At 35.0% G+C, this 11,947-nt stretch carries 17 protein-coding genes; 10 read left to right on the forward strand and 7 right to left on the reverse strand.

The window, feature by feature from the left end; all coding sequences use genetic code 11:
* Positions 1-12: 12 nt before the first annotated feature.
* Positions 13-1,095 carry a DNA replication/repair protein RecF gene (recF, locus tag LX80_RS00450; protein WP_111293085.1) on the reverse strand — a complete coding sequence of 361 codons (1,083 nt, stop codon included), beginning with the start codon at positions 1,093-1,095 and terminating at the stop codon, positions 13-15.
* Between the two features lie 63 nt (positions 1,096-1,158).
* Here recF and pyrR point away from each other — a divergent pair, with 63 nt between their 5' ends.
* Genes pyrR through LX80_RS00470 form a run of 4 tightly spaced genes read left to right on the forward strand, consistent with a single transcriptional unit; the run spans position 1,159 to position 3,594 of the window.
* Positions 1,159-1,686: a bifunctional pyr operon transcriptional regulator/uracil phosphoribosyltransferase PyrR gene (gene pyrR, locus LX80_RS00455; RefSeq protein ID WP_111293086.1), complete on the forward strand. Its 528-nt coding sequence runs from the start codon at positions 1,159-1,161 to the stop codon at positions 1,684-1,686.
* Between the two features lie 28 nt (positions 1,687-1,714).
* A complete protein-coding gene (locus tag LX80_RS00460; protein WP_111293087.1) occupies positions 1,715-2,641 on the forward strand; it encodes an aspartate carbamoyltransferase catalytic subunit in 927 nt (308 codons plus the stop codon).
* 45 nt (positions 2,642-2,686) lie between these two features.
* A complete protein-coding gene (gene coaD / locus LX80_RS00465) occupies positions 2,687-3,166 on the forward strand; it encodes a pantetheine-phosphate adenylyltransferase (RefSeq protein ID WP_111293088.1) in 480 nt (159 codons plus the stop codon).
* Positions 3,163-3,594 carry a hotdog fold thioesterase gene (locus tag LX80_RS00470; RefSeq protein ID WP_111293089.1) on the forward strand — a complete coding sequence of 144 codons (432 nt, stop codon included), beginning with the start codon at positions 3,163-3,165 and terminating at the stop codon, positions 3,592-3,594. The genes coaD and LX80_RS00470 overlap by 4 nt, the downstream gene beginning before the upstream one ends.
* Here LX80_RS00470 and LX80_RS00475 read toward each other — a convergent pair.
* Positions 3,591-4,010 (reverse strand): NUDIX hydrolase, encoded by a 420-nt coding sequence (locus LX80_RS00475; protein ID WP_111293090.1) that lies wholly within the window; start codon positions 4,008-4,010, stop codon positions 3,591-3,593. The genes LX80_RS00470 and LX80_RS00475 overlap by 4 nt on opposite strands.
* 118 nt (positions 4,011-4,128) lie before the next feature.
* On the opposite strand from LX80_RS00475, the gene pyrE reads away from it, so the two are divergent.
* Together pyrE and LX80_RS00485 are read left to right on the forward strand one after the other, a co-directional pair.
* A complete protein-coding gene (pyrE, locus tag LX80_RS00480) occupies positions 4,129-4,764 on the forward strand; it encodes an orotate phosphoribosyltransferase (RefSeq protein WP_111293091.1) in 636 nt (211 codons plus the stop codon).
* A gap of 31 nt (positions 4,765-4,795) precedes the next feature.
* Positions 4,796-5,209: a copper chaperone gene (locus tag LX80_RS00485; protein WP_146250347.1), complete on the forward strand. Its 414-nt coding sequence runs from the start codon at positions 4,796-4,798 to the stop codon at positions 5,207-5,209.
* Between the two features lie 35 nt (positions 5,210-5,244).
* Here the strand turns inward: LX80_RS00485 and LX80_RS00490 are convergent, their stop codons facing one another.
* A complete protein-coding gene (locus LX80_RS00490; RefSeq protein ID WP_111293093.1) occupies positions 5,245-5,694 on the reverse strand; it encodes an LEA type 2 family protein in 450 nt (149 codons plus the stop codon).
* 252 nt (positions 5,695-5,946) lie between these two features.
* Here LX80_RS00490 and LX80_RS00495 point away from each other — a divergent pair, with 252 nt between their 5' ends.
* Together LX80_RS00495 and LX80_RS00500 are read left to right on the forward strand one after the other, a co-directional pair.
* Positions 5,947-6,576 carry a WbqC family protein gene (locus LX80_RS00495; protein ID WP_111293094.1) on the forward strand — a complete coding sequence of 210 codons (630 nt, stop codon included), beginning with the start codon at positions 5,947-5,949 and terminating at the stop codon, positions 6,574-6,576.
* 115 nt (positions 6,577-6,691) lie between these two features.
* A complete protein-coding gene (locus LX80_RS00500) occupies positions 6,692-7,768 on the forward strand; it encodes a mechanosensitive ion channel family protein (RefSeq protein ID WP_111293095.1) in 1,077 nt (358 codons plus the stop codon).
* A 6-nt stretch (positions 7,769-7,774) separates the two neighbouring features.
* On the opposite strand, the gene plsX is transcribed toward LX80_RS00500, so the two are convergent.
* The 3 genes from plsX to LX80_RS00515 form a co-directional block, all read right to left on the reverse strand.
* Positions 7,775-8,746: a phosphate acyltransferase PlsX gene (plsX, locus tag LX80_RS00505; RefSeq protein ID WP_111293096.1), complete on the reverse strand. Its 972-nt coding sequence runs from the start codon at positions 8,744-8,746 to the stop codon at positions 7,775-7,777.
* Positions 8,747-8,974: 228 nt separating this feature from the next.
* Positions 8,975-9,169, reverse strand: coding sequence for a 50S ribosomal protein L32 (gene rpmF / locus LX80_RS00510; protein WP_111293097.1), 195 nt, complete (start codon positions 9,167-9,169; stop codon positions 8,975-8,977).
* A 28-nt stretch (positions 9,170-9,197) separates the two neighbouring features.
* Positions 9,198-9,740, reverse strand: a complete 543-nt coding sequence (locus tag LX80_RS00515; protein WP_111293098.1) for a YceD family protein — start codon at positions 9,738-9,740, stop codon at positions 9,198-9,200.
* 90 nt (positions 9,741-9,830) lie between these two features.
* On the opposite strand from LX80_RS00515, the gene LX80_RS00520 reads away from it, so the two are divergent.
* Positions 9,831-10,919, forward strand: a complete 1,089-nt coding sequence (locus LX80_RS00520) for a DUF3810 domain-containing protein (protein ID WP_111293099.1) — start codon at positions 9,831-9,833, stop codon at positions 10,917-10,919.
* On the forward strand, positions 10,906-11,379 hold the full coding sequence (locus LX80_RS00525) for a TspO/MBR family protein (protein ID WP_111293100.1): 474 nt from the start codon (positions 10,906-10,908) through the stop codon (positions 11,377-11,379). Before LX80_RS00520 ends, LX80_RS00525 begins: the two co-directional genes overlap by 14 nt.
* Here the strand turns inward: LX80_RS00525 and dcd are convergent.
* On the reverse strand, positions 11,376-11,912 hold the full coding sequence (gene dcd, locus LX80_RS00530; protein WP_111293101.1) for a dCTP deaminase: 537 nt from the start codon (positions 11,910-11,912) through the stop codon (positions 11,376-11,378). The genes LX80_RS00525 and dcd overlap by 4 nt on opposite strands.
* Positions 11,913-11,947 lie beyond the last annotated feature (35 nt).

An 11,947-nucleotide genomic window follows, 5' to 3' on the forward strand; every position in this document is an offset into this window, starting at 1 on the left:
AAGATACTAATGTTATAGGTTGATAATTTGGAAACTTATCCGCATTTTAGATAAGTACTCATTTAGTCGATTGTAATGGGTATCTGTAATAAATACTTGGCATTGTTCGGATACACAAACCTTATAAAACAGTTTTTCCATTCTTTGTTCATCTAACTTCTCAAAAATGTCATCTAACAATAAAATAGGGGCAACTGCTTTTTCTTTTTTTAAAATTGAAAATTCTGCAAGTTTTAAAGCAAGCAGTAACGTTTTTCTTTGGCCCTGTGAAGCCCTTGTTTTAAAAGCAGTATCGTGCATGTAAAAAGTTAAGTCATCTTTATGTACCCCCATTTGGGTGCGTTGTAAAATTAAATCTTTATCAACCGATGATTTAAGCAATGATTCAAAATCATTATCGTGCAAATGACTTTCGTATTGCAGCTTTAAGCCATCATTGTTATTAGCAATTTCTGTGTAGTACTGAATGACCATTGGGGTAAATTCCTGCATAAATAACTGCCTTTGCTTGTAAATTATTTCCCCAAAATGTACCAATTGCAGATTTATAGCATCTAACAAATCTTTATCATACACTTTGTGTTCAGCTATTTGCTTTAACCAACTATTACGTTGTTGCAGCAGTTTATTGTATTGTATTAAAGCTTCTAAATAGCTTTGGTTGTATTGCGAAATTATAGTATCAATAAATCGGCGGCGTTCTTCACTTAATCCTGTAATGATAGAAATATCATCAGGGGCAATCATCACACAAGGAATTCGACCAATATGTTCAGAAAATTTTTTATATGGTTCGGTATTCAACAAAAATTCTTTCTTATTATTCTCACGCAAAATGCCAACTACTTCCATTAATCCGGTATTGTTTAAAAAACTTCCTTCAATACGCATTCCCTGTTTACCTTGCTGCACATTGTTAGCATCTTGCCTATTAAAATAGCCTTTGGTAAAACATAAAAAATAAATGGCATCTAATAAATTCGTTTTCCCAACACCATTTGGTCCGCAAATGCCAATAACCGGCTCAGTAAACTGCCAATGGTTATGAGTGTAGTTTTTAAATTGGAATAATGATATTTTGTTTAAATAAAGCATGGTAGATTTGCAAAGTAAGCACGATAAACGGAAACACGTATTTTTATAAAAATTTAAGTACGATTGAAAACAATACTTAATCAGCAACAGTTACAAATTATGGTGCAGCGGTTGGCTTACCAAATTCGCGAAGACCATCCCGACATGCATAATACCGTATTAATTGGTTTGCAGCCACGCGGTGTATTTTTTAGTGACAAAATTGTGGGTGTTTTGCAACAACTTATTCCCAATCATACTTTTCATTATGGCAAATTAGATATTACTTTTTATAGAGATGACATAAGAAAAGCGTTACACATTGCCAATAAAACCGACATGTTATTTTCTATTGAAAACAAAAATGTTATTTTAATTGATGATGTGTTGTACACCGGCCGCACTATACGGGCTGCCTTAGATGCATTAATTGATTTTGGAAGGCCGGCAAAAGTAGCCTTATGTGTTTTAATTGATAGAAGATTCAGTCGCGAATTTCCAATACAACCCGATTATGTGGGCCGCGCTATTGATACCATTGTTTCCCAAAAAGTAAAAGTGCATTGGCAGGAGGCTGACGGAAATGAATATGTAGAATTATTAGACAGTTAATTATTGAAAACATTATCTTCGCTTTTTAATGGCACTATCTACCAAACATCTCCTTGGTATTAAGGATCTTCAAAAAGAAGATATAGAACTTATTTTACAAACAGCCGTTCAGTTCAAAGAAGTTTTACAACGGCCTGTTAAAAAAGTTCCTTCATTACGCGATGTAACTGTGGTTAATTTATTTTATGAAAATTCTACCCGAACGCGTATTTCTTTTGAGTTAGCAGAGAAAAGACTCAGTGCCGATACCATTAATTTTACTGCGAGCGGTTCTTCGGCAGCGAAAGGTGAAACACTTTTAGATACCGTGAATAATATTCTAAGTATGAAAGTGGATATGGTGGTAATGCGCCACAGTGCCAGCGGTGCCCCTCATTTTTTGTCAAAACATATTCCTGCTGCTATTATTAATGCCGGTGATGGAATTAATGAACATCCAACTCAGGCTTTGTTAGATGCCTTTTCCATGCAGGAAAAATTCGGCAGCCTAAAAGGTTTAAAAGTGGCTATTATTGGCGATATTATGCACAGCAGGGTAGCTTTAAGCAATATTTATTTGCTGCATAAAATGGGAGCAGAGGTAATGGTGGCCGGTCCGCCTACTTTAATTCCACCTTATATTCAGCAAGCCTTTGGCGTAAAAGTTACTTACCAGGTAAAAGAAGCTTTACAATGGTGCGATGTGGCAAATGTGCTTCGTATTCAGTTAGAACGCCAAAATCAACCTTTATTCTCCTCACTTCGTGAGTATAACTTAAGTTTTGGTATTCGCAGGGAAGTGTTGGAAAATTTAGGAAAGGAGATTGTAATTATGCATCCCGGCCCAATTAACAGAGGTGTGGAATTAGATAGTGATGTGGCTGATGGCCCTTTTTCTATTATTTTACATCAGGTGGAAAATGGAGTAGCTGTTCGTATGGCAGCATTATATTTATTATCGCCTCATAATCACTAATGCTGAACAAACATTTACTGTTTGCTTGGTTTAAAACAAATAACGATGAATAGAATTTGTTTGTTCCCCGGTACATTCGATCCTGTAACATTAGGACATGTAGATATAATTAACCGAGCCCTTCCTTTATTTGATAAAATTTATGTAGGTATTGGTATTAATGCGGCTAAAAATCCCATGTTTTCAGCAGCACAACGCATGGATTGGTTCAAAGCCATATTTCGTAATGAACCTAAAGTTGAAAGTGTTTGCTATGAAGGATTAACGATTGATTTTTGCGAAAAAATCGGTGCTCGCTTTATTTTAAGGGGTATACGATTTGTTAGCGATTTTGAATACGAAAAATCAATAGCCGACGCCAATAGGACCATGAACAGAAATATTGAAACCATTTTTTTAACCGGCGAACCTAAATATACTTCAGTGGCATCTACCATTGTTCGCGATATTCTAAAAAATGGCGGAAACGCCGATGCATTTTTGCCGAAAGAAGTAGTTGCTACCCTTCAACAAAGAAAAATATGAGCGCAATTTGGCGGAAGCAGCATATTGAATTGAATGAATTAAATGAGCTGAATAAAAATACCTTGGGTGAAGCTTTAGGTATTCAGTTTACAGAAATTGGGAACAATTACTTGGTGGCAACCATGCCTGTAACCCATGTAACGAAACAACCTTACGGATATTTACATGGGGGTGCATCAGCTGCATTAGCTGAAACCATTGGCAGTGTTGCTTCAGCATTAATTATAAATCCGGAAAAACAACTTTGCATGGGCTTAGAAATTAATGCCAATCATGTTAAGGCTGTACAACAAGGCATAGTAACGGCCAGGTGTGAGCCATTGCACATTGGTGCTACTACGCATGTGTGGGATATACGGATTGCTAATGAAAAGCACCAATTAATTTGTATAAGCCGATTAACTGTTGCTATTATCAAAAAGCATTAGGCGTTTGTATAACCGGCCTTTTTTAATACCTCAATAATAGATGGGTAGGTATGTTGAAGGTATTGATGTAAATCACTTGGTTTTACCCAAATTACTTCACTAATATCTTCAATAGCTTGCGGTATTAGTTTTTCTGCTTTATTCGCTTTCATTAAAAACCAATGGGTATGTTTTTCAATTTCATTACCTGAGTAGGTATCTACATATTCATGCACGGTAACGGCAATTTCGTTACCTAATGTTAACTGGTGCAAACCTGTTTCCTCTTCAACTTCACGCATTACACAGGTTTGTATGGTTTCATCTTCTTCCTTTTTACCCTTAGGCAAATCCCATATACCCCTGCGAAAAATCATTAATATTTCTCCATCTTCATTCGTAATTAATCCACCGCCGGCAATAACAATCTTTTTCATTTTGGTAATATTAATAGAATGTGAATAATAATATTGCAAGTTACAGCATTCAACCCTGCCTTGCAGCTTAATTTAGCGTGAAATTTTGAAATATTAAAGAAGAAGCAAACTGTTTTTTATGCAAGCCAATGCTCAAGCCGTTGCCGAAAAGCTATTACAAATTAAAGCAATTCAACTTAATCCTTCGCAACCATTTACCTGGGCTAGCGGATGGAAAAGCCCTATTTATTGTGATAATAGGAAAGTGTTGTCATTTCCCTATGAACGCGATTTTATAAAAAGTGAACTATGCAATGTGTTGTTTACCGAATATGAAAATGCCGATGCAATTGCCGGTGTAGCAACGGCAGGAATTGCTTGGGGTGCAATGGCAGCCGATCAGCTAAAGCTTCCTTTCCTATATGTGCGTCCTAAACCTAAAGAACATGGTTTAGGTAATCAAATTGAAGGAAATGTATTTCCCGGCAAGAAAGTGGTAGTGGTTGAAGATTTAATATCAACCGGGAAAAGCAGTTTAGCAGTAGTAAAAGTATTACAGCAAGCCGGTATGGAAGTAATTGGTTTGGTTGCACTTTTTACGTATGGCTTTGATGTTGCAGAGCAATTGTTTAAAGACGCCGGAATTCCGTTTAAGGCGTTAACCAATTATAGTGTTTTAATAAATTTAGCTGTCCAAAAACAAATTGTAGATGCTTCAACTGAGGAATTATTATTAAATTGGCGTAAGGCTCCCGATAAATGGGGACAACAATAAGTACTAGAATTTTGCACTTAAATGTCGTTTTATGATGAAAAAATGGATAATAATACTTGTGTTGGCATTTGCTGCACAATATGCTCAAAGCCAAGTAATGTCGGCCAGACCGCAGTGGGTAACCATTAAATCAGATAATTTAAGGTGTTGGGAGTGTAAAGAACGGTTGGAAAAATACTTGATTATTGAAAATAATGCCAATATGCAGAAGGGGATGGTACAATGGAAAATTAACTTGTTGGCAGGCGAAATTCGCGTTCAATATGTACCTGACCGTGTTTCAGTTGATGAAATTAAAACTGCCCTTAATAATGCCGGTTTTGATGCAGATGATGAAAAAGCAGAACCCGATGCTTATAAAAAATTGCCCCCCATTTGTAAAAGAGCTGAAGATGGTGGCGGTCCACAAAAGGGTAAACCTTGCCATATTCCACCCATGCAATAAGCCTTCAATAAGCTAAATATTTTGTATCCATTCGGTTATAAAGGCAAATGTTGTTGTCCTTTATAATCGAAGGGTACATGTATAAAGATTCCCGATTTGCCCACTTTACAATAACCCTTTACTTGTAACTCAACCGACTTTTGAAATAGGCTGTTCAACGCATTTTTGTACAATACCGACTTGGAAATTCGTAAAGCAGTCGGTATTGTAAAGTCTGACTTTTTGTCAATTTTCATTAAAGTATCCAAATGATATTCGCCCACCCAATCTCCATTTAATAAAATCGTTCCCACCACTTTTTTCAAATTCACCGCAAATCCGTTTGGATTAGAAAATGCCAAATCAACCTTAACATTCACGGAATCCTTCGACAAAGGTTGTATTTCTATTTGGTCAATACTTTTAAAAACAAATGCTTGTGGTTTTTTACAAGCTACCAATATTCCTATCAAGGCGAATAGGGGGAAAGCTTTTTTAAACACCATTCTTTTTTTCTGAAAAGTAATTAAAAATTCCGGCTTGCAAAAAGCTGGCAGAAATTACCGTAAATTTGATGCTAAACAATTTAGGTTTTTCATGAAATATTTTCACTTCATTTAAAGCGAAAATATTTAGCTTAAATTAATTTTCATAATTTATTGGTTATAAATAATTTATGGAATTTTATTAAAAATTATAAGCTGAAAAATTGCAGCAGTTTCGAACGAATTTTTAACTTTTGAAAGAAATATTTTAAAATGGATAATTTAAAAACATTAATTATTGATAATCAATATTTTATAAGTGTTGAATTACTTAAAACTTTAGTTGAATTTTCAAATGTTAAAATTGAGCAATGCGATACCTGGCAAAAAATGAGTTTTCGCAATCGTTGCATGGTGGTTGGGGCCAATGGTGTTATGGGATTAACCGTACCCATTCAAAAAGGACGTGATCAAAAAGCTTTTTTTCGAGACATAAAAATTGATTATTCCAGTGGATGGCAACTTACCCATTGGCGAACCCTGGTTACCAATTATAACCGTTCGCCTTTCTTTGAGTATTATGCTCCTTCTTTAAAAGAAATAATTTTTACCCCTTATTCCTCCCTGTTTGAATTGAACTTGGCTACCCTGCAATGGGTTTTAAAATGTTTGAAGCTTACTGTCAATTTGTCGTTTACTGAAACATTTTTACCTCAATACCCTAATTTTGTACAAGATGACCGGAACAGGTATAACCCTAAAAACTTTCAGCAAATACAAAATCCTGTTCGTTATACCCAAGTTTTTGAAACCAAAATTGGCTTTCAAAAAAATTTAAGTTGTATTGATTTATTGTGTTGTGAGGGTCCTAATGCATTACATATTTTGCTGCAAAAACTATAAAGGGTTGGTAGCATTTTTAAGCTTGGAATAACACAACGCTTTCAATTTTTATTGAGGCAATTGTAAAAGCATTGCTTCATGGGTTTGGTATTTTTTTAATTCTAAATGGCTTTTTATGCAACCTTTTTTACAGAAAATGATTGGTGAAAACAAGGTTTTAGACTATGTAATTGTATTGGGATGGATGTTATTGGTATGGGTAATGCTTAAATTGTTTAAAAAATACCTTATTCGTTATTTGCAGCATTTAACCGGCAAAACCAACAACCAGTTTGATGACCAATTAGTGATAGCAGCCGAAAAATTCGTGATTCCATACCTGTATTTGTTTATCAATTATTCCATTATCACTACCCTTAATTTCTCTCAAAAGATACAGCATGTTTTATCTGCTGCGCTTTCTGTAATTACCATTTACTATGCTGTTCGCTTAATTAATTATTTAATGCACAGCTTGGTATTGTTGTATATGCACCTTAAAAATGAACCTCCCATTCGCATTAAACAATTAAATGGCTTACTCGTGTTGGTGAAAGTATTGATTTGGGGGGCAGGTTTTATCATGTTACTCGACAATCTTGGTTATAATGTCACTACTATTATTGCCGGATTAGGGGTGGGAGGTATAGCTATTGCACTGGCTGCTCAAAATATTTTGAGTGATTTATTCAGCTATTTAGTGATATTTTTTGATAAACCTTTTGAAGTAGGCGATTTTATAGTTGTAGGAACCACGAGTGGTGTTATTGAAAGGATTGGTATTAAAACTTCCCATTTGCGAAGTTTGGATGGCCAACAGTTGGTAATGCCTAATGCGGAATTGGTAAAATCTACCATTCATAATTTTAAACGAATGGAACGTAGGCGTGTAGTGAATAGTATTGGAGTTACCTATCAAACATCAAAGCAACATTTAGAAGCTATTCCCGGCCTGTTAAAGGATATTATTACTGCTGCAGGTGCCACTTTTGATAGAGCGCACCTTAAATCGTTCGGTGATTTTGCTATTTTGTTTGAATATGTTTTTTATATAGAAAGTCCCGATTATGTTTTGTACATGAATACTGTTCAAGCCATTAATCTTTCCCTTTTTGAAGCGTTTGAACAAAGAGGTATTGAGTTCGCATACCCATCGCAAACCATTTATTTGGCGGGAAATGCAAATGCTAAGTTGAATTTACCGGTAAATTAAATAGGGCTATTCTGTACTTACTGCTTTTTGGTTCTGAAAACTTTGTTCAATTTTTTTGCAAAGTTCAGTTTCAATCATTTTTTCGGCAACATCAATCATGTTGGCAAAGGCTTTTGCATTGCTAATGCCATGGCCAATAATAACAGGTTTAGCTACCCCTAATACGGGCGTTCCACCATAATTTTCATAATGAAAACGTTGTATATAACTGTCATTGTGAAAATTTCGTTGATGAGCTATATCATAAAAGCTTTCGGCTAATTTTAAAACTACATTACCGGTAAAGCCATCGCAAACAATTACATCGGCTTTATCATTAAATAAATCGCGGCCTTCTACATTGCCATTAAAATGAATTTGTGTATTGCTTTTTAATAACGGGAAAGTAGATTGAGCCAAAATATTCCCTTTTCCTTCTTCTTCACCCACATTTAAAAGCCCCACTTTGGGATTGGATATGTGCAAAATATGTTGTGCATATAAACTGCCTAAAACGGCAAATTGTTCTAAATGCTCAGGTTTACAATCAGCGTTTAAACCTACATCTAACAATAATCCGGTATTGCCATTTAATTTGGGTAATATAGTTGCAATGGTAGGCCGAATTACGCCTTCAATGGCTTTAATGCTAAATAAAGCTCCAACCAACATGGCACCGGTGTTGCCTGCACTGATAAAAGCATCAATTTTTTGAGTAGCTAATAAATGAAAGCCAATAGAAATGGAACTTTTGGGTTTTTCTTTTAAAGCTTTGGTAGGATGTTCATTATAACCAATTACATCTTCGGCATGTACAATAGGAATATGGGTTAATTGGTATTCTTTCAACAAGCTTTCAATGGCTGATTGGTTGCCTATAGCTGTAATTGTAACTTGTTTACTATTGGGGAAATGGTTAGATGTTAAATATTCATGAATACCTTTTATGGCTTCTAAGGGTGCAAAATCGCCGCCCATTACATCTATTCCTATGTTCATGTTTTTTTTGTTTAATAGCTCAACAATGCTGTTTTAATTGAATGTGTTTTACCATTTTCCATTGTAAAAATAGGGGGGAAAACAAGTAAAATACATGCTACCCAAAACTTATTTACTAATTATACTTGCAGGCAAATCAATACCACTTGGTAAAGGTATTGATAAAAACAAAAAAAGCTGCTATTCGTTAGAAAACAAATAGCAGTGTGAAAAATATAAAAACGAAAATTAGGCCTTTAAAGGTGCTTTTTCAGCTACTAATTTTCCTTTGTAATACAATTTACCTTCACTTACATGTGCACGATGGCGTACATGTGTTTCACCTGTTGTACTGTCTTTACTTAATGTAACAGTTTCAGCCAAGTAATGGGTTCTTCTTTTAGCACTGCGTTGCTGTGAATGTCTGCGTTTCGGATTAGGCATAACCTTAAATTTATACTTTCAAAAAAATTTATTCTAAACCTTTTAATTTATCCAATCCTTTCCACAAGGGGTTAGGATTTTGATTGGTTTGTTCTTCCATTTTCTTCAACTGTTCTAAAACAGCTTTGTTGCAAAGTGGCCCACCATATTCATCGGGGTTACACATATTTTGCATGGGTAAACATAAGTTAATGAATTCATATATCCAATCGGCTATCTGAATATGGCTTTCATTTTTTCCTATGTAAAACACATCCGGATCATCTTCTTGTTCATTCATTGTGTCGGGTTCCTCTACTATTTTAATTACCATGTTAAACTCGTCCCAGAGTATTTTGGTAAGAGGATTGCCACATCTGTCACACTGAATTTCAACTGTTCCGTCAATATCAAACTTTAGTTGCATAAAGCCATTTTTTTTATCAAGGCTTAGTTTAATATCGGCATTACACTTTGAAAATTCCTGATGTCCGTAAGCTGCAAAGAACTTATCTTCCACCTTAAATTCAAACACATGAACCCCGGGCTTTAACCCTACAAAAGCTATCTCAAATTCTCTGTTATGGCTCATGGTTTTATTTTAGGGTGGGCAAAGGTACAGTTTTGAATTGAAAGAGCAAAGGAATTTATTCCTGCACTTTTATTCAACAAGGTTTACAATATGAAATTAAACATAAAATTTAACCAAAAAAGACAAATTTGGGTTTGGCTTACCTTATTGTTGTTAGTTGGGTTAATTCAATTAATTACTTTATTTCCGCCATTCATTGAGCGGTTTTACAGTTGTGCCTTTTATAAGTTTTATGCACAAAAATTAAGGGCTTTGTTGGGTTGGATTCCCTTTAGTGCAGGTGATATATTGTATTTTATTGTGGGGGTTTGGGGTTTGGTATGGATAATTAAACTACTGAAATACATTTTTACCCGGAATTGGAAGCTATTAACTAAACGCATCATCCTTTTTGTCAAAATTGTGCTAGTTATATATATATGGTTTATGTTAGGGTGGGGCTTGAACTATCACAGGCAGGGTATTGCTGAACAGTTAAACTTGCAGGTTCAGCCTTATAGTACAGAAGAATTATGCACATTGCGCGATAGTTTGGCTGTTCAATTAAATTATTGGCGCAAACAAGTTTCTTCTGATACAACATTACCAACACCTGCTTTGAAGTATTTGTACCATGAAGCTGCTGCCGATTATCTGCAAAGTGCTCAACAGTACTCTTTTCTTAAATATGCTTTTCCCAGCATAAAAAGCAGTTTATTTTCACCTTGGGCAAAATACTTTGGTTGGGGTGGTTATTATAATCCATTTACCGGGGAAGCACAGGTGCGGAATAATCTTCCCCGCATTTTAATACCCTTTACGGTTTTGCATGAAATTGCACACCAAATTGGTTATGCCGGGGAAGAAGAGGCCAATTTTGTGGGTTTTATTGTGGGAAAGACATCTACCCATCCATACGTGGTTTATTCTTGTTACAGTGAGTTGTATAAATATGTTTTTAGTGAACTGTTACAGCGAAACACTTTTCCTGATAAAAGTCCGGCATTAGATACTTTGGTGAAATATGATTTTAAACAAATCAATTTATTTTTTAGACGTGAGGACAATAATATTGCCCCTCAAATCATGAATTTGTACGATATTTATTTAAGAGTAAATCAACAAACCAATGGCATTGATAGTTATAATCAGGTAGTTGGCCTATTAATTGCTTATCAAAAAAAGTATGGAAAAATTTAATGGATTAAAATTATTGGTATCGGTTATTGTTATTTTAGCCTTGGGTTCTGCCGGTGGTTTAGTAACCGCTCCACAAATTAAAACCTGGTATGTTTTATTGCAAAAGCCGGTATTTAATCCTCCTAATTATTTGTTTGCACCGGTATGGACTTTTCTATATCTATCCATGGGCGTATCATTCTATTTATTGTGGAATAGCAAAAAATCTAACTATAAACAATATGCTATATCCGCCTTTGTTATTCAATTTATATTAAATATTGCCTGGTCGTTTATATTTTTTTATTTACACCAAGTAGGGTGGGCTTTAGCCGAAATTTTAATGATGTGGTTATTTATTTTGCTCACTATTGTGTATGCATTTAAAGTAAAGAAATGGGCGGCTTGGTTACTCATACCTTATTTGGCATGGGTAAGTTTTGCTACCATTTTAAATGCTGCCATATATATTTTAAATTAAAACTGGTTTTTCCACATCATACTTTCAATAGGCTTGTTGGGTTGATGGCTATATTTCGCATTGGCTTTTTGATTGTATTTAATCGCAATATCACCTTCTACCGGAAAATAAATAAGTTGGCCAATAGGCATACCCTTATAAATTTTTACAGGCTGCTTTACCGATATTTCCAACGTCCAATTACCACAAAAACCAACATCACCTTTACCTGCTGTGGCATGAATGTCAATACCCAAACGTCCGGTTGATGATTTGCCCTCTAAAAATGGCACATGTGCATGTGTTTCTGTATATTCAGCGGTAACCCCCAAATAAAAAATATGTGGGTATAAAACAAAACCCTCATCGGGTATTTCAAAATACTCTATGGTGTTGTGTTGCTTTGCATCTAAAATATGATTTTTGTAAGTAGCTAAAGTGCTTCCCAAATGCACATCGTAGCTGTTACTTCCTAAGCAATTGCGCGAAAAGGGCGAAATTTTTATAGTGCCTTTCTCCATTTCTTCTAAAATGCGTATGTCAGATAAAATCATGGCCTAATAAATAGTTAAGTAGGTTAGTTAAACAT

The sequence above is a fragment of the Hydrotalea sandarakina genome, from assembly GCF_003254115.1.
GTDB lineage: Bacteria > Bacteroidota > Bacteroidia > Chitinophagales > Chitinophagaceae > Hydrotalea > Hydrotalea sandarakina.